At 72.5% G+C, this 16,826-nt stretch carries 12 protein-coding genes; 3 read left to right on the forward strand and 9 right to left on the reverse strand.

Features of this window, described 5'->3' with window-relative positions; genetic code table 11:
- Positions 1 to 95 precede the first annotated feature (95 nt).
- From ACIRSU_RS28510 to uvrC, 5 genes are all read right to left on the reverse strand, one after another.
- On the reverse strand, positions 96 to 3,047 hold the full coding sequence (locus tag ACIRSU_RS28510) for a M14 family zinc carboxypeptidase (protein WP_403797876.1): 2,952 nt from the start codon (positions 3,045 to 3,047) through the stop codon (positions 96 to 98).
- Positions 3,048 to 3,222: 175 nt separating this feature from the next.
- A complete protein-coding gene (gene whiA, locus ACIRSU_RS28515; protein ID WP_030205188.1) occupies positions 3,223 to 4,212 on the reverse strand; it encodes a DNA-binding protein WhiA in 990 nt (329 codons plus the stop codon).
- On the reverse strand, positions 4,203 to 5,228 hold the full coding sequence (gene yvcK, locus ACIRSU_RS28520) for a uridine diphosphate-N-acetylglucosamine-binding protein YvcK (protein WP_403797879.1): 1,026 nt from the start codon (positions 5,226 to 5,228) through the stop codon (positions 4,203 to 4,205). The genes whiA and yvcK overlap by 10 nt, the downstream gene beginning before the upstream one ends.
- Positions 5,225 to 6,148, reverse strand: a complete 924-nt coding sequence (gene rapZ / locus ACIRSU_RS28525; protein WP_403798589.1) for an RNase adapter RapZ — start codon at positions 6,146 to 6,148, stop codon at positions 5,225 to 5,227. The genes yvcK and rapZ overlap by 4 nt, the downstream gene beginning before the upstream one ends.
- 53 nt (positions 6,149 to 6,201) lie before the next feature.
- Positions 6,202 to 8,208, reverse strand: coding sequence for an excinuclease ABC subunit UvrC (gene uvrC / locus ACIRSU_RS28530; protein WP_403797881.1), 2,007 nt, complete (start codon positions 8,206 to 8,208; stop codon positions 6,202 to 6,204).
- Here uvrC and ACIRSU_RS28535 point away from each other — a divergent pair.
- The gene (locus ACIRSU_RS28535) at positions 8,207 to 9,028 is read left to right on the forward strand and encodes an SDR family NAD(P)-dependent oxidoreductase (protein WP_403797884.1); all 822 of its coding nucleotides are present in this window, start codon (positions 8,207 to 8,209) and stop codon (positions 9,026 to 9,028) included. The two genes, uvrC and ACIRSU_RS28535, sit on opposite strands and share 2 nt — an antisense overlap.
- A gap of 246 nt (positions 9,029 to 9,274) precedes the next feature.
- Here ACIRSU_RS28535 and ACIRSU_RS28540 read toward each other — a convergent pair whose 3' ends face one another.
- The gene (locus ACIRSU_RS28540; RefSeq protein ID WP_403797887.1) at positions 9,275 to 10,066 is read right to left on the reverse strand and encodes a hypothetical protein; all 792 of its coding nucleotides are present in this window, start codon (positions 10,064 to 10,066) and stop codon (positions 9,275 to 9,277) included.
- Positions 10,067 to 10,082: 16 nt separating this feature from the next.
- Positions 10,083 to 10,661, reverse strand: a complete 579-nt coding sequence (locus ACIRSU_RS28545) for a papain-like cysteine protease family protein (RefSeq protein WP_403797890.1) — start codon at positions 10,659 to 10,661, stop codon at positions 10,083 to 10,085.
- Positions 10,662 to 10,894: 233 nt separating this feature from the next.
- Between ACIRSU_RS28545 and ACIRSU_RS28550 the strand changes: the two genes are divergently transcribed.
- Positions 10,895 to 11,821 carry a hypothetical protein gene (locus ACIRSU_RS28550; RefSeq protein ID WP_403797893.1) on the forward strand — a complete coding sequence of 309 codons (927 nt, stop codon included), beginning with the start codon at positions 10,895 to 10,897 and terminating at the stop codon, positions 11,819 to 11,821.
- A gap of 151 nt (positions 11,822 to 11,972) precedes the next feature.
- Here ACIRSU_RS28550 and ACIRSU_RS28555 read toward each other — a convergent pair whose 3' ends face one another.
- On the reverse strand, positions 11,973 to 12,398 hold the full coding sequence (locus ACIRSU_RS28555) for a Rieske (2Fe-2S) protein (protein ID WP_403797896.1): 426 nt from the start codon (positions 12,396 to 12,398) through the stop codon (positions 11,973 to 11,975).
- Between the two features lie 252 nt (positions 12,399 to 12,650).
- Between ACIRSU_RS28555 and ACIRSU_RS28560 the strand changes: the two genes are divergently transcribed.
- Positions 12,651 to 13,544 carry a carbohydrate kinase gene (locus tag ACIRSU_RS28560; protein ID WP_403797899.1) on the forward strand — a complete coding sequence of 298 codons (894 nt, stop codon included), beginning with the start codon at positions 12,651 to 12,653 and terminating at the stop codon, positions 13,542 to 13,544.
- Between the two features lie 201 nt (positions 13,545 to 13,745).
- On the opposite strand, the gene uvrA is transcribed toward ACIRSU_RS28560, so the two are convergent.
- Positions 13,746 to 16,769 carry an excinuclease ABC subunit UvrA gene (uvrA, locus tag ACIRSU_RS28565; protein WP_403797902.1) on the reverse strand — a complete coding sequence of 1,008 codons (3,024 nt, stop codon included), beginning with the start codon at positions 16,767 to 16,769 and terminating at the stop codon, positions 13,746 to 13,748.
- Positions 16,770 to 16,826: the final 57 nt, after the last annotated feature.

A 16,826-nucleotide genomic window follows, 5' to 3' on the forward strand; every position in this document is an offset into this window, starting at 1 on the left:
GACAACCCGGACTTACCGCCAGGTATGGACCGCCCCGGAACCCGGGCTACCGCTACACAGAGTGACGAAAATCGATGCTCGCCTGAGCAGCCCATTCAGCGTCGGAGCGAATTCAGCGCCTTTCTCAGCAGAGCCGCCCGTTCCGCCGCATTCGGGACGTGTTCCAGACCGAATCCGAGAAGGACGGTGTCACGGGTGGTGACCGCCGCCTGTGAATGGAACAGCGCCCCGGAAATCGTCCAGTCGTTTCCGTTGCCGGGACTTCCGGCCGGCGCTCCCGGTACGGACCAAGCGCCCATTCCGGACTCGAACCCCTCGGTGTCGGCCGTCGCGCCGGCGGTCAGCCGGAGCTCGTCGACGAACGCGCCCATCTCTCCGGTGCCGCCGTCGGAGACGTACGAGATCGCCAGCTCGACCCGCTTGCCCGCGTAGGCGCTCAGGTCGATCCTGGCCTGCCGCCAGCCGTTGGAGGGGCCGGTGAAGGCGTTCCACGCGCCGGTGGTGCCGGTGGCCGCGCAGCCGTCCGCGCCGACGGTGAGGTAGTGGGCGAGGAAGGGGTGCCCGCGGACGTAGAAGCCCTCGCCGCAGTCGGTGGGCGGCTCGGTGGAGGTGCCGCCGTTGACGTCGGGCAGCGTGGTCCAGTCGTCCTGGCCGACCGTGTGGGCCTCGACGATCACGTTGTCGTAGCCGGGCTCGGTGTCGTAGCTGACCTGGAAGGTCAGGTTCGGCTGCGAGGCGGCGGCGACGCCGGTGAGGTCCACGGTCCGGGCGAGCCGGCCCCAGGTGTCGTCGGCGTGGCGCAGCGCGGCGAAGCGGCTGCCCTCGTACGGCTCGAAGGGGGTGCGGATGCCGGGGTAGTCGCCCGCGGAGGCGCTGGAGGCGAACTGCGGGAACTCCTTCGGCGTGAGGGTGTCGGAGGTGACGGTGTAGGCGCCCGCGTTGTCGAGCGGGTTGCCGGCCGCGGCCCCGAGGCCGGTGCCGGCGCCGCCGAGGCGGCCGGAGCCGTTGAAGGACGGCGGGGCGTTCAGGCCGGCGCGGTGGTAGGCACCCAGGTAGTACTGGGCGAAGTCGTTGGACTCGGCCCGGCCGACCTGGACGAGCCCGCCGGACTTCTCGCCGGCGTTGATCAGCTTGCCGCCCTCGTTGAGGTACGCGCGGACGGCGAGCAGGGTGCCCCCGGAGGGCTGCTCGGCGCCGCTGTACCAGACGACGGTGCGGAAGTGGCTCAGCACGCCCAGCGGGTGCGGGGTGCCCTGGGTGGCGACGTCCCAGACGGCCGCCTTCCGGCCGGCGGCGGCGAGCGCCTGCACATAGGTGTCGGCGTTCTTCGCGGCGCCCGTGCCGCCCTCGTCGGCGAGGACGAGGACGTCGGCGCGGGGCCGCTGCGCCACGGTGTACGTGAACGGGGTGGAGGCTGTCGCCCTGCCCTCGCGGGTGCGGGCGGTGTACCAGACCTCGACCCGGTCACCGGGCCGGGCGCCCTGGACCACGCCGCGGTACTCGTCGAAGTAGAGGTTGTCCCCGCCGCCGTAGGTCCGGCCGCCCTGCCAGGCCTCGAGCTTCCCGCGGTGGACGCGGCCGCCGTTGATCCGGTAGTCGAGCGTCTTGCCGCGCAGCGACTTGCGGGCGGTGACGGACACCTCCTGGTCCGCGCCGCGGGCGTAGGAGGCGGTGAAGGCGCTCGGGGTGAAGTCGGGGGCGTCGATGCCGACCGGGGAGACCGGGCGGTCCGGGTGGGCGGCGGTCTCGGCGACGGCGAGCGCGAAGGGGATGTTCTTCGCGAACTCGGCCTGGATCAGCTTCTCGTCGTCCGGGAAGGTGAAGACCGAGGCGCAGTCCGCCGGGTCCCAGGCGTCGTTCGGGTCCACCCGGGAGGCGGTGGCGCAGGTCGACATCTCCGGGGTGAACATCTGCATCCCGTTGACGTTCGCGGCGTGTCCGTCGGCCTCGCCGTTGGTGATGTAGAGCTCGGAGGAGACCTGCGAGCGGTAGCCGGGGATCGCGGGCTGCTGCGGGGTCCCGGCGAGCGCCTTGAGGGCCACGTCGTCGGGGGTGTCGGTGGCGACCTGCCAGCCCACGCCGTACAGCAGGAGCTGCGCGGCGGAGTGGTAGTTGATGGCGTAGCGGAAGCCGATGCGCTTCTCGAAGGCGTCCAGAGCCCTGGTCTCGGGCTCGGACATGGGGCGGGTGCCCCGGTAGGTCTCGTCGGCCGGGTCGGGGGACGAGCCCTCGTTGTCGTAGCCCCACTTGTAGGCGAAGTTGCGGTTGAGGTCGACGCCGTCGCCGGGGCCGATCTTCCCGTCGCCGTCGTTGTCGCGCAGGTTCTTGCGCCACTGGCGGTTGGCCGGGTCGGCGTGGGTGAAGTCGTAGCCGTCCGGGTTGGCGGAGATGACGAACCACAGCTCGGTGGTGTCGACGATCTTCGTGAGCCGGGGGTCCTTGCCGTAGCCGTCGAGGTAGTAGTGCATCAGCCGCCGGGTCATCTCCGGGGTGATCCACTCGCGGGCGTGCTGGTTGGACATGTACAGGGTGGCGGGCCGGGACCCGTCCTTGGTCTTCCGCGCGTCCCTGGTCAGTTTGAGCGCGAGGATGTCCTGGCCCCTGAGGGTCTTGCCGATGGAGACGACCTTGGTGAGGTCGGGGTGGGCCCGGGCGGTGTCCAGGATCTCCTGCTTGAGGCCGCCCTTGCCGCCGTACGGGCGGAAGACGCCGTCGCCCGCGGCCGCGAGGCGCTTCTCGGCCCGCGCGGACAGCGTGTGCTCGGCGAGGGCGACGCCCTCCCGGCGCAGGTGCGCGGCCTGCGTGGCGGTGAGGTAGAGCTCGACGGTGGCGGCGCCCCTGGCGGGCACCTGCTCGGTCAGCTCGTGCGCGTCGGTGCCGGCGTCGAGCAGGAGCGGCACCTGCTCCTTGGTGACCGTCGCCCGGTAGACGGTGAGGGCGTCGGTGTCGTTCCCGTGGTTCGGCTGCGCTCCGGCGACAGGTGCCGCCACCAGACCCGCGATCAGCAGTGAAGCCGCGGCGAGGATCGATCTCGCTCCGCGTCTCATAAGCCCCCCTTGCCGTTGTCTGCCACGAAAGTGAACAGACGCCAGGCTCGTGGGGGCTCGTACCCCTGTCAAGAGTGCGGTCGGCGCGTCGACGGAAGCCCGCCAAACGGAACTGCCGGCACCTCAGAAAGGCACCGGCAGTGGGGAGTTGGCTCCGCGGCGGGGTTCGCGGGGCTCAGCCGACGAGACTGTCGTCCAGCTCCTCCGTCAGATTGGACTCGGTCCCGGGGATGCCCAGGTCCTGCGCCCGCTTGTCGGCCATGGCGAGCAGCCGGCGGATCCGCCCGGCCACCGCGTCCTTGGTGAGCGGCGGGTCGGCGAGCGCGCCCAGCTCCTCCAGGGACGCCTGCTTGTGCTCCATGCGCAGCCGGCCGGCGGCGGCCAGGTGCTCGGGCACCTCCTCGCCGAGGATCTCCAGGGCACGCTGGACGCGGGCACCGGCGGCCACGGCGGCGCGGGCGGAGCGGCGCAGGTTGGCGTCGTCGAAGTTGGCGAGCCGGTTGGCGGTGGCGCGGACCTCCCGCCGCATCCGCCGCTCCTCCCAGGCGAGCACCGACTCGTGCGCGCCGAGCCGGGTCAGCAGGGCGCCGATGGCGTCGCCGTCGCGGACCACGACCCGGTCCACGCCCCGCACCTCACGCGCCTTGGCGGCGATGGAGAGCCGGCGGGCGGCGCCGACCAGGGCGAGCGCGGCCTCCGGGCCGGGGCAGGTGACCTCCAGGGAGGAGGAGCGGCCCGGCTCGGTCAGCGAGCCGTGCGCCAGGAAGGCGCCGCGCCAGGCCGCCTCGGCGTCACAGGTGGCCCCGGACACGACCTGCGGGGGCAGGCCGCGGATGGGGCGGCCGCGGCCGTCCACCAGACCGGTCTGCCGGGCCAGCTGGTCGCCGCCGGCGACCACCCGCACCACGAAGCGCGAGCCGCGGCGCAGCCCGCCGGGGGCCATCACGATCAGCTCGGAACTGTGTCCGAAGATCTCCAGGATGTCCCGCTTGAGCCGGCGGGCCGCCATCGCGGTGTCCAGCTCCGCCTCGATCACGATCCGGCCGCTCACCAGGTGCAGCCCGCCCGCGAACCGCAGGATCGACGAGACCTCGGCCTTCCTGCAGCAGGTCCGGGTGACGGGAAGCCGGGAGATCTCGTCCTTCACCGCTGCCGTCATCGCCATGGGCCGATCCTTCCATGCATCCGAAAAATACGGTCGTACGCGGCGGCCAACAGCTCCGGGTCGTGCTTCGGAGCACCGTCGGGCCTGGCCACCGGCGCCAGCTCGACCGCGGCGCCGAGCCGCTTGGCGGCGTCGGCCAGTGACTCGCGGTCGGGCACGGCGGCCTCGTCGGCCAGCACCACGTCCAGGGCGAGTTTAGGGGCGTGTCGGGCCAAAACCTCCAAATGACGCTGCGGGGAGAAGCCCTCGGTTTCTCCGGGCTGCGGCGCGAGGTTCAGCGAGAGCACCCGGCGGGCCTTGGTCTCCATCAGGGCGTCGAGGAGTTCGGGCACCAGGAGGTGCGGGATCACCGACGAGAACCAGGAGCCCGGGCCGAGGACCACCCAGTCCGCGTCCAGGACGGCGGCGACCGCCTCGGGCACCGCCGGCGGGTCGTGCGGCACCAGGTGCACCGACTGCACCTCGCCGGGCGTGAGCGCCACGGTGGCCTGGCCCCGTACCGTGTCGACGTCCTGCGGGCGTGCCGGGTCGTGGCCCCTGACCAGGGCCTGGAGCTCCAGCGGCACGGCGGACATGGGCAGCACCCGGCCCTGTGCCCCGAGCAGCCTGCCGACCAGGTCCAGGGCCTGTACGGGGTCACCGAGCTGCTCCCAGAGGGCGACGATCAGCAGGTTGCCGACGGCGTGGCCGTGCATCTCGCCCTCGGACTGGAAGCGGTGCTGGATGACCCGCGCCCAGGTCTGGCCCCAGTCGTCGTCGCCGCACAGCGCGGCGAGCGCCTTGCGGAGGTCGCCGGGCGGCAGCACGCCGAGCTCCTCACGGAGCCGGCCGCTGGAGCCGCCGTCGTCGGCGACGGTGACCACGGCGGTCAGGTCGCCGGTGATCCGGCGCAGCGCGGCGAGGGAGGCCGACAGGCCCATGCCGCCGCCGAGCGCGACGACCTTGGGCTGGGCGCCGCGTCTGCGCAGCGTGCGCCGTACGGACAGGGTGGACGTGCGCCGGCGGTACGGCTTCACTCGCGCCCCATGTCCCGGTGGACGACGACGGTCTCGACGCCCTCCGAGGCCAGGCGGGCGGCCAGCTTCTCCGCGGTGGCCACCGAGCGGTGCTTGCCGCCGGTGCAGCCGACGGCGATGGTCACGTAGCGCTTGCCCTCGCGGCGGTAGCCGGCGGCGATCAGCTGGAGCAGCTCGGTGTAGCGGTCCAGGAACTCCTTGGCGCCGGGCTGGTTGTAGACGTAGTTGGCGACCTCCTCGTTGAGGCCGGTGAAGGGGCGCAGCTCGGGGACCCAGTGCGGGTTCGGCAGGAAGCGCATGTCGACGACGAGGTCGGCGTCGACCGGCAGGCCGTACTTGAAGCCGAACGACATCACGGTGGCCCGCAGCTCGGGCTCCTCCTCGCCGGCGAACTGGGCGTCCATCTTGGCGCGCAGTTCGTGCACGTTGAGGCTGGAGGTGTCGATCACCAGGTCGGCGTCGCCGCGCAGCTCGCGCAGCAGGTCGCGCTCGGCGGCGATGCCGTCGACGATGCGGCCGTCGCCCTGGAGCGGGTGCGGGCGGCGGACCGACTCGAAGCGCCGGACGAGGGCCTCGTCGGAGGACTCCAGGAAGACGATCCGGCGGGTGACCTGCTGGGCGTCGAGGGCGGCGAGGGAGTCCTTCAGGTTGTCGAAGAACTGCCGGCCGCGGACGTCGACGACGACCGCGATCCGGGCCACGTTCCCCTGGGAGCGGGCGCCGAGCTCCACCATGGTGGGGATCAGCGCGGGCGGCAGGTTGTCGACGACGAACCAGCCGAGGTCCTCCAGGCACTTCGCCGCGGTGGACCGGCCGGCGCCGGACATGCCGGAGATGATCACCAGTTCGGGGATGGCCGCGTCGGCGTTGTTGTTCTCGCCGTTGTTCTCGCCGGCGGGCTCTGGGGTGCCCGTGTCCATGTCCGGTGCTCCGTCTTCGTACTCGATGTGCTGGTCGTGCCGGTCGTTCTCGGTCATGCCGTGGTGCCCCCGTCGTCTTCCATGATCTCTCCTGTGGCCGTGTTCACGGCGGGCGCGGCCGGGGCCGCCTGCGCGAGGGCCACCGCCACGGCCTCGGCCGTCTTCCGGCCCATGCCGGGGACCTCGCAGATCTGGTCGATTGTCGCCTGCCGGAGCCGTTTGACCGAGCCGAAATGCTTGATGAGCGCCTGTTTCCGTGTCTCGCCGAGACCGGGGACGGCGTCGAGCGGGCTGGTGCGGATGCGTTTGCTCCGCTTGGACCGCTGGTAGCGGATGGCGAAGTCGTGAGCCGCGTCACGCACCCGCTGGAGGAGGTACAGGCCCTCGGAGGAGCGCGGCAGCACGACCGGGTCGTCGTCGCCGGGCAGCCAGACCTCCTCCAGACGCTTGGCGAGGCCGCAGACGGCGACGTCGTCGATGCCGAGCTCGTCCAGGGCGCGCCGGGCGGCGGCGACCTGCGGCTGGCCGCCGTCGACGACGACGAGCTGCGGCGGGTAGGCGAAGCGCTTGGGCCGCCCGTCGTCCTCGGGCGCGTCGGCCGGCACCTCGCCGTCGCCCCACTCCCCCGTCCGCTCCTTCTCGGCGAGGTAGCGCCTGAAGCGGCGGCTGATCACCTCGTGCATGGACCGGACGTCGTCCTGCCCCTCGCCATGCCAGATCTGCGTGTCTCCGACACGACCCTTGATCTGGAAGCGGCGGAACTCGCTCTTGCGCGGCAGCCCGTCCTCGAAGACGACCATGGAGGCCACGATGTCCTCGCCCTGCAGGTGCGAGATGTCGAAGCACTCGATGCGCAGCGGCGCCGAGTCCAGGTCCAGGGCCTCGGCGATCTCCTCCAGGGCCCGGGAGCGCGTGGTCAGGTCGCTGGCCCGCTTGGTCTTGTGCAGCACGAGGGCCTGCTGCGCGTTGCGCGCGACGGTCTCCATCAGGGCCTTCTTGTCGCCGCGCTGCGGTATGCGCAGCGACACGTTCGACCCGCGGCGGCCGGAGAGCCAGGCGGTGACGGCCCCGTCGTCCTCGGGCAGGGCGGGGACCAGGACCTCCTTGGGGACCGCGTCGCCGCTCTCCTCGCCGTAGAGCTGCTGGAGGGCGTGCTCGACGAGCCCGGCCGTGTCGACGGCCTCGACCTTGTCGGTGACCCAGCCGCGCTGGCCGCGCACGCGTCCGCCGCGCACGTGGAAGATCTGGACGGCGGCCTCCAGCTCGTCCTCGGCGAGTGCGATCAGGTCGGCGTCGGTGGCGTCGGCGAGCACCACCGCGTTCTTCTCCATGGCCTTGCGCAGCGCCTCTATGTCGTCGCGCAGCCGGGCGGCCTTCTCGTACTCCATGTCCTCGGCCGCGAGCATCATCTGCTTCTCCAGGCGGCGGAGGTACGTGCCGGTGCGGCCGGCCATGAAGTCGCAGAAGTCGTCGGCCAGTTCGCGGTGCTCCTCGGGGGTGACCCGGCCGACGCAGGGCGCCGAGCACTTGCCGATGTAGCCGAGCAGGCAGGGCCGGCCGGCCGAGGCGGCGTTGCGGAACACGCCCGCGGAGCACGTACGCACCGGGAAGACCCGCAGCATCAGGTCGACGGTCTCGCGGATCGCCCACGCGTGCGCGTACGGCCCGAAGTAGCGCACACCCTTCTTCTTGTGGCCGCGCATGACCTGGACGCGCGGGATCTCCTCGTTCAGGGTCACCGCGAGGTAGGGGTAGCTCTTGTCGTCCCGGTACTTGACGTTGAACCGGGGGTCGAACTCCTTGATCCAGGAGTACTCCAGCTGCAGCGCCTCGACTTCCGTCGACACGACCGTCCACTCCACGGAGGCGGCCGTGGTCACCATCGTCGCGGTGCGCGGGTGCAGGCTCGCGAGCGGCTGGAAGTAGTTCGCGAGCCGCTGACGCAGGGACTTCGCCTTCCCGACGTAGATCACCCGGCGGTGCTCGTCGCGGAACTTGTAGACCCCCGGCGAGTCGGGGATCTCTCCCGGCCTGGGGCGGTAGCTGGAGGGGTCGGCCATGGTCCCCACCCTACTGGCGGGGACCGACACTCAGGCCGCCTCCGCTCGTTGCCCGGGCATGACGAACCAGGGTTCAGGACGGCTCGCCGGCCGGGTGTGCGTGGTGACGGGCGCGGCCAGCGGAATCGGCCGCGCGACGGCGCTGCGCTTCGCGGCGGAGGGCGCGCGGGTGGTGGCGACGGACGTGGACGAGGAGCGGCTCGGCGACGGCACGCTCGGCGACGACGTGGTGACGGTGGTGGGCGACGTCTCGGACGACGCCGACGCCCGCCGCATGATCACCACCGCGGTGGACCGCTTCGGCCGGCTCGACGTCCTGGTGGCGAACGCCGGCGTGATCCCGCTGCTCGACGTGGTGGAGGCGAGCGCCGCGGACTTCGACCGGGTGATGGCGGTCGACGGCCGCGGCATGTTCCTGACCTGCAAGTACGCGATCGAGGCGATGCGCACGAGCGGGGGCGGCGCGATCGTCTGCACCTCCTCCGTCTCCGGCGTCGCCGGCCAGGCGCGGCAGGCCGTCTACGGCCCGGCCAAGTTCGTGGCGACCGGGCTCACCAAGCACCTGGCCGTGGAGTGGGCCCCGCACGGCATCCGCGTCAACGCGGTCGCCCCCGGCACCATCGAAACCGAACGCGTAGCCGCCGCCCGGCACGAACCCGGCGGCCCCGAATACCTGGAAACCGTCTCCCGCGCCCACCCCATGGCCCGCTTCGGCCGCCCGGAGGAGGTGGCCGCGGCGATCCTCTTCCTCGCCTCGGACGAGGCGTCGTTCGTGACGGGCGCGGTGCTGCCGGTGGACGGGGGGTATCTGGCGCAGTGAGGGGGCGATGGTGAGCCCGTGGGGGGCGGGCGCCGGGCCGGCGTACCGACGTGCCGACGTGCCGACGTGCCGACGTGCCGAACAGGCTCGGGACCGATGCGGCCCGGGCGCAAGACAGCCGGCTGGCCCCGCGCCGGAGACGGCCAAGGCTGGCGGGCCGGGCTTGCCCGCCCTCCGGACCCGTCGGGGCGGAGGGCGGGCGAGGTGGTGGCGGTGGCGGCCTTCTGTGGCCGCTGCCGCCGGGTGTCAGGGCGTCCGTGCTGCGTTGCGGCGGCGGCGTAGCGCTGGCGCGCCGCCCAGGGTCAGTGCGAGCAGCGCGCTCGCGCCCAGCGCGGCGGAGGTGGCGGTGACGGTCGGCTCGTTGTGGGCGGCGGGCACGGCGGGCCCGGAGTCGTAGCCGCCGGCTGCGCCCTTCCTCGCGTACGCGGAGCCCGGCAGCTTGTCCCCGTACGCCCGGACGACCCGCGTCCGGTACGCGGCGAGGGTGGTGCCGTTCTTCCCGACGGCCCGCGTCGCGTCCTCGTCCAGGGGCAGCACCTTCGTACCCTTCTGCACGTACCACGCGTCGATCTGCGGCTCGCGGAAGACCAGGCCGCCGGGCAGCGCCCGCCGCCCCTGCTCGGTGTAGCGCCGCTCGTCGTCGCCGGTGGCGATGTTGACCACCTGCCAGCCGCCGCCCGCGCCGCGCACGGTCCACAGCGAGGCCGTCCGGCCGTCTGCGGCGACCGCCGTGCCGGCGTAGAACTCGACCCGGGCCACCGGCGCCCCCGGCTTCCCGGCCACGAAGTCGGGCGACAGGAGCCGTACGGGGACGGAGGCGCCCTCGATGCGGGGCTTCGCCGCCGCACGGGCCAGGGCACCGCCCCGCGCGTCCCCGGCGTCCCGCGCGAAGAAGCGGGCGACCGTGTCGAGGGTCTGCGGCGCGGCGGCCGCCTGCTCCGGCGTGGCCGCGCTGGGAAGAGGCGCGGCACCGGCAGGGGCAGCGCCGAGAGCCACCAGCAGACCCGCGAGGGCCACCACCCGTATGCGTACGCTCATCGTCGTCGTCACGTCGTCACGCCCCGATCCGGTAGAGCGAGTGCGTCCAGGAGAACGAGCCGTTGTTCACGTACCAGGCGTGCGAGGCCCAGTTGTAGCGGTCGCTGGTCGGCCAGGGGTCGCCCCAGTAGACCCAGCTGTTGGCGTCGTCGTAGCCGTAGATGACGTGCATGTGGCCGCCGCCGCTGGACCACTGGATCCGGGTCTCGACCGGCCGGTCGGCGTTGATCTCGGTCTGCACGGTCGAGTAGCGCAGCCATCCGTCCACGTACGAGCCCGGGTTGATGCCGGCCCAGCTCAGCCCGTTCTGCACGTTGGCGAGGGTGGCCTGCCAGTTGGGGCAGTCGTAGCCCTGCTGCCGGTTGAAGGCCGCGTTGCAGAACTGGTTCTGCGTGTAGCTGCGGCCGTACCAGGTGGCGATGGTGTTCCCGGCGCCGGCCCAGCACCAGTTGCTCTTCTGCTGCGCCTGCATGGTGATGTCCAGGCGCTTGTACGACAGGGTGCCGACGTCCTCGGCGCTCGCCGGCGCGGCGGGGACGAGCGACAGGGCGGCGGTCGCGGCCAGCGCCGCCAGGATCGGCTTGCTTCTGCGCATCGCGTTCCTCCCGGTGTGGGGATGTGGGGAGTCGGAGGAGAGGAGCGCGTCCGGACGCTGCCAGGAGCATCGGGCGTTGTCCGGAGCGGGTCAACACGCTTCAATGCGGGGTGACGGCGCGCTGTGAACGGTGTGACCCGGGTGTGAACGGCCGTCCCCGGCTCACCTGCCCGCCCACCGTCGGCGGCAGCCGCTCCGCCTCCCCCACCGTGAACGTTCACTGAGGAGTCCTCGTGGGCCAATCCGAGGCCGATCTCGTGCAGTTGCTGCACACGGGCCCGTTCCACCTGGCGCTGCGCACCGCGCTCGCCGTGCGCGGGCTGCCGCTCCAGCGGGTCCAGCACCATCTGGCGCACCGGGGCGTCCGGGTCGGCGTGACGAGCCTGAGCTACTGGCAGCAGGGTGCCCGCCGCCCGCAGCGGCCCGAGTCGATGAAGGCGGTGCGGGCCCTGGAGGAGGTGCTCCAGCTACCCGACAACTCGCTGATCAGGCTGCTCGAGGACGCCGCCGCCCGCGCCGACGTGGAGCGCCCGGCCACCCGCCCGTACCGCTCGCTCGTCGAGGCCTCGGGGGCGGTGGAGCGGCTGCTCGCGGAGCTGGAGTGCCCGGCGGACGGCGGGCTGCACACGGTGGGCCACCAGGAGCGGGTGCGGATCGGGGCGGGCCGTGAGCTGCTCGGCCGGGACTCGCAACAGGTGGTACGGGCGCACCGGGACGGCGTCGACCGCTATCTGGCGATCCACCGGGGCGACCCGGGCTGCGAGGTGTCGCGGGTGGCGGTGCGGGCGACGGAGAACTGCCGCACGGGGCGGGTGCGGCGGCACGCGGAGACCGGGGTGGTCGTCGCCGAGCTGCTCTTCGACACCCGGCTGCGGGCCGGGGACACGTATCTCTTCTCGTACGGCTTCGAGGACGGTACGGGCGGGCCGAGCCGGGAGTACGTGCGCGGGTTCAGCTTCGCGGGCGGGCAGTACGTGCTCCAGGTCCGCTTCGACGACGCGGCGCTGCCGGTGCGCTGCCGGCGGTTCGCGCAGGTGTCGACGGGGGCGCCGCGCGGCGGCCGGGCCGAGCTGACGCTGAGCGGCCGGCACCGCGCGGTGCACGTCGTGGAGCAGGGGGTGCGCCCGGGGATCCTGGGGATCGACTGGGACTGGGCGTGAGCCCCGCCGGGCGCTGCGACTTCTGCCCCTGCTGGTGAGGTCTCGGGGCGTACACCTGGTCGGTCAGGCCTCGGTCGGTACACCTCGGTGGATCACGCCTCGGTGGATTGCGCCTCAGCGGATTACGCTCGGTCGGTTGCCCCCCGGGGGATTACGCCTTGGGGCCGGCGATCAGCCGGCCGTTCTCGACGCGCACCGGGACCTCGGGCAGCGGCACGGTCGCCGGACCCCGGACGGCCTCGCCGGTGGCCACGTCGAAACGGCTGCCGTGGCAGGGGCAGTTTCCGTGCTTGTCCTCGATCCGGTCGAGGAGGCAGCCGGCGTGGGTGCACTGGGCGCTGAACGCCTTGTACTGGCCCTTGGCCGGGCAGTGCACAAGGACGCGCTGCTCGCGGTAGAGCTTGGCGCCGCCGACGGGCACCTCGTCGGGCGAGCCGAGCGTGACCGGGGCGGTCGGCGTCGGGTTCTCGGCGTGACCGAGCTTGGACTCGGTGGAGCAGGCGGCGACACCCAGCCCGGCGGCCCCGGCGAGGGCGGCGCCTTTCAGTACGGTGCGGCGGGGGGTCTGGCCGGACATGAGTGCTCCACGGGGGACGGGGGTGACGGTTCCGGCATCCGACGATACCGGCGGAGTTTCGCTCCCTTTCGCGCGGGTCTGTCGCGGATCCGTCGCCGGGCCCGGCACGGGTCGGCGTCCCGCGTGAGGGGCCGGGTCCGTCGCAGGGCCTGCGGCCCGGCGTACAGGCTGCCGCCACGGTGTGCAGCCCCGGCTCCGTCACTGTCGCGCGTGGCTGTCGTGCCGGGCAGGACATGGGTTACGTTCCGGTACGTGATCGTCGTCGCCGGTGAGTCCCTGATCGACCTGGTCCCGGACGGGGGGCCGGGCCCGCTGTCGCCGCTGCTGCCGCGGCCGGGCGGCGGCCCGTACAACACGGCCGTGGCCCTGGGACGGCTCGGCGCGGACGCCGCCTTCTGCTCGCGGGTGTCGACGGACGCCTTCGGGGAGGCGCTGCTCGCGGGGCTGCGGGCGGCGGGCGTGGCGACCGGGCTGGTGCAGCGCGGGCCGGAGCCGACGACGCTGGCGGTGGCCTCGGTGGGCCCGGACGGCTCCGCGCGCTACGGCTTCTACGTGGAGGGCACGGCGGACCGGTTCTTCACGCTGCCCGAGCGGCTGCCGGAGGACGTACGGGCGGTCGCCTTCGGGACCTGCTCGCTCGCCCTGGAGCCGGGCGCCAGCGCGTACGAGGCGCTGCTGCGGCGCTCGTACTGGCAGGGCGCCCTCACCCTCCTCGACCCGAACATCCGCCCGGGCCTGCTCCCGGACCCGGCGGCCTACCGGGAACGCTTCGCGGGCTGGCTGCCGTACGTCTCGCTCCTGAAGCTGTCGGAGGAGGACGCCGACTGGTTGGACGGGTCTCCGGAGGAGTGGCTGGCGGCCGGGCCGGACGCGGTGGTGCTGACCCGGGGCGGCGCGGGTCTGACGGTCTTCACGCGCGGCTTCGAGGTGTCCGTGCCGTCCGTGCGGGTGCGGGTCGTCGACACGATCGGCGCGGGCGACACGGTGAACGCGGCCCTGCTGCACGGCCTGGCGGACCGTTCTCCGGCCGCCCTGGGCCCGGAGGACTGGCGGGAGCTGCTGTCCTTCGCGGCCCGCGCGGCGGCGGTCACCTGCACGAGGGCGGGCGCGGAACCCCCGTACGGGCACGAGCTCGTCGACGACTGACCAGGTCCGGTCCTGCGGCCCGGACAGCTCCTGCGGCCCGGACATGCCCGAGGGGGCGCCCGCCTTTCGGCGGACGCCCCCTCGGGACCCGGTCCGGCCCGGCGCGGCCCGAACCGGGGCGACCGAACCGGCCCGGACTTACCCAGCCCGGCCCAGCCCAGCCCGCCGGGCGCGGCCCGAACCGGCCTGATCCCGCGACCGTCAGGCCTTGCGGGCCCGGGCGGCGGTCGTCTTCTTCGCTGCGGTCTTCTTCGCGGGCGCGGGCACGGCCTTCTTGGCCGTGCTCTTGGCGGCCGCGGCCTTCTTCGCCGGGGCCTTCTTCGCCGGCGTCGCCTTCTTGGCGCCGCGCGCGGCCGGGACCGTGGCCGCCGCGTCGCTGACGCGGTCGCCGAGGATCTCGCGAAGGAACTTGCCGGTGTGGCTGGCCGGGACCGACGCGACCTCCTCGGGCGTGCCCTCGGCGACGACCAGACCGCCGCCGCTGCCGCCCTCGGGGCCCATGTCGATGAGCCAGTCCGCGGTCTTGATGACGTCCAGGTTGTGCTCGATGACGATCACCGAGTTGCCCTTGTCGACCAGGCCGGACAGGACCTTGATCAGCTTCGAGATGTCCTCGAAGTGGAGGCCCGTGGTCGGCTCGTCCAGGACGTAGACCGTGCGGCCCGTGGAGCGCTTCTGCAGCTCGGAGGCGAGCTTGACGCGCTGCGCCTCGCCGCCGGAGAGCGTCGGCGCGGACTGGCCGAGCCGGACGTACCCCAGGCCGACCTCGGTCAGCGTGCGCAGATGGCGGGAGATCGTCGGGACGGCCTCGAAGAAGTCCAGGGCCTCCTCGATCGGCATGTCCAGGACCTCGGAGATGGACTTGCCCTTGTAGTGGACCTCCAGGGTCTCCCGGTTGTACCGGTCGCCGTGGCAGACCTCGCACGGGACGTAGACGTCCGGGAGGAAGTTCATCTCGATCTTGATGGTGCCGTCGCCGGAGCAGTTCTCGCAGCGGCCGCCCTTGACGTTGAAGGAGAAGCGGCCGGGCAGATAGCCGCGGACCTTCGCCTCCATCGTCTCCGCGAAGAGCTTGCGGATGTGGTCGAAGACGCCGGTGTAGGTCGCCGGGTTCGACCGCGGGGTGCGGCCGATGGGCGACTGGTCGACGTGCACGACCTTGTCGACGAGGTCGTCGCCGTCCACCCGGGTGTGCCGGCCGGGCACCGACTTGGCGCCGTTCAGCTCGCGCGCCAGGTGGGTGTAGAGGATGTCGTTGACCAGGGTCGACTTGCCGGAACCGGAGACACCGGTGACGGCGGTGAGGACGCCGAGCGGGAAGGAGACGTCGATGTCCTGCAGGTTGTTCTCGCGGGCGCCGTGCACGGTGAGGCGGCGCGAGGGGTCCACGGGGCGGCGGATGTCCGGGGTCGCGATCGCCCGGCGGCCGGACAGGTACTGCCCGGTCATCGACTCCTCGTTGGCGAGCAGCTCCTTCAGCGGTCCGGAGTGGACGACCTTGCCGCCGTGCTCGCCGGCGCCCGGGCCGATGTCGACGACCCAGTCGGCGACCTTGATGGTGTCCTCGTCGTGCTCGACCACGATGAGCGTGTTGCCCATGTCGCGCAGCCGGACCAGGGTCTCGATGAGGCGGTGGTTGTCGCGCTGGTGCAGGCCGATGGACGGCTCGTCGAGCACGTAGAGCACGCCGACCAGGCCGGAGCCGATCTGGGTGGCGAGCCGGATGCGCTGGGCCTCGCCGCCGGAGAGGGTGCCGGCGGCCCGGTTGAGCGAGAGGTAGTCGAGGCCGACGTCGACGAGGAAGCGCAGCCGCTCGTTGACCTCCTTGAGGACCCGCTCGGCGATCTTCTTGTCGCGGGCGTTCAGGGTGAGCCGGCCGAGGAACTCGGCGCAGTCGCTGATCGACATCGCCGAGACCTCGGCGATGGACTTCTCCATCACCGTGACGGCGAGGACGATCGGCTTGAGCCGGGTGCCCTCACAGGTGGGGCAGGGCACCTCGCGCATGTACCCCTCGAAGCGCTCGCGGCTGGAGTCGCTCTCGGCCTCGCTGTGCCGCCGCTTCACGAAGGAGACGGCGCCCTCGAAGGCGGGGGTGGTGTACGCCCGCTCGCGGCCGTACCGGTTGCGGTAGCGCACCTCGACCTGGGTCTTGTGGCCGTACATCAGGGCCTTCTTGGCGCGCTGCGGCAGCCCGGCGTACGGGATGTCGGTGCGGAAGCCCAGGGCCTGGGAGAGGCCGCCGATGAGCCGGCCGAAGTACTCCTTGGTGTGGCCGTGCGACCAGGGGTGGATGGCGCCCTCGTCGAGCGACTTCTCCTCGTCGGGGACGACCAGCTCGGGGTCGACCTCCATGCGGGTGCCGATGCCGGTGCAGTCCGGGCAGGCGCCGAAGGGCGAGTTGAAGGAGAAGGAGCGCGGCTCCAGCTCCTCGAAGGACAGGTCGTCGTACGGGCAGTAGAGGTGCTCCGAGTACATCCGCTCGCGCTCGGGGTCGTCCTCGGCGAGGTCGACGAAGTCGAGCACGACCATGCCGCCGGAGAGGCCGAGCGCGGTCTCCACGGAGTCGGTGAGCCGGCGCTTGGCGCTGTCCTTCACGGTGAGGCGGTCGACGACCACCTCGATGGTGTGCTTCTCCTGCTTCTTGAGCGTCGGCGGCTCGCTGAGCTGGATCGTCTGCCCGTCGACCCGGGCCCGGCTGTAGCCCTTGGTCTGGAGGTCGGCGAAGAGGTCGACGAACTCGCCCTTGCGCTCGCGGACCAGCGGCGAGAGCACCTGGAAGCGGCTGCCCTCGGGCAGCTCCAGGACCTTGTCGACGATGGCCTGCGGCGACTGGCGGGAGATCGGCCGGCGGCACTCGGGACAGTGCGGCTTGCCGATGCGGGCGAAGAGCAGCCGGAGGTAGTCGTAGACCTCGGTGATCGTGCCGACCGTCGAGCGCGGGTTGCGCGAGGTCGACTTCTGGTCGATGGAGACGGCGGGCGACAGACCTTCGATGAAGTCGACGTCCGGCTTGTCCATCTGGCCGAGGAACTGACGGGCGTAGGAGGAGAGCGACTCGACGTACCGGCGCTGCCCCTCGGCGAAGATCGTGTCGAACGCGAGGGAGGACTTGCCCGACCCGGACAGCCCGGTGAAGACGATGAGCGAGTCACGGGGGAGGTCGAGCGAGACGTTCTTGAGGTTGTGCTCGCGAGCGCCACGGACGATGAGACGGTCGGCCACGCCGGTCCGCACCTTTCTTGAGAGAGCGGATGTGCCTGAAGACCCAACAACCAAGGA

Source organism: Streptomyces sp. NPDC101160 (assembly GCF_044768205.1).
Classification (GTDB): Bacteria; Actinomycetota; Actinomycetes; order Streptomycetales; family Streptomycetaceae; genus Streptomyces.

What these genes read in the sequence shown, in the direction of transcription:
- ACIRSU_RS28510 (WP_403797876.1), bottom strand. Translation starts at nt 3,047, where the DNA reads ATGAGACGCGGAGCGAGATCGATCCTCGCCGCGGCTTCACTGCTGATC.
- whiA (WP_030205188.1), bottom strand. Translation starts at nt 4,212, where the DNA reads ATGGCGATGACGGCAGCGGTGAAGGACGAGATCTCCCGGCTTCCCGTC.
- rapZ (WP_403798589.1), bottom strand. Translation starts at nt 6,148, where the DNA reads ATGGACACGGGCACCCCAGAGCCCGCCGGCGAGAACAACGGCGAGAAC.
- ACIRSU_RS28535 (WP_403797884.1), top strand. Translation starts at nt 8,207, where the DNA reads ATGGTCCCCACCCTACTGGCGGGGACCGACACTCAGGCCGCCTCCGCT.
- uvrC (WP_403797881.1), bottom strand. Translation starts at nt 8,208, where the DNA reads ATGGCCGACCCCTCCAGCTACCGCCCCAGGCCGGGAGAGATCCCCGAC.
- ACIRSU_RS28540 (WP_403797887.1), bottom strand. Translation starts at nt 10,066, where the DNA reads ATGAGCGTACGCATACGGGTGGTGGCCCTCGCGGGTCTGCTGGTGGCT.
- ACIRSU_RS28545 (WP_403797890.1), bottom strand. Translation starts at nt 10,661, where the DNA reads ATGCGCAGAAGCAAGCCGATCCTGGCGGCGCTGGCCGCGACCGCCGCC.
- ACIRSU_RS28555 (WP_403797896.1), bottom strand. Translation starts at nt 12,398, where the DNA reads ATGTCCGGCCAGACCCCCCGCCGCACCGTACTGAAAGGCGCCGCCCTC.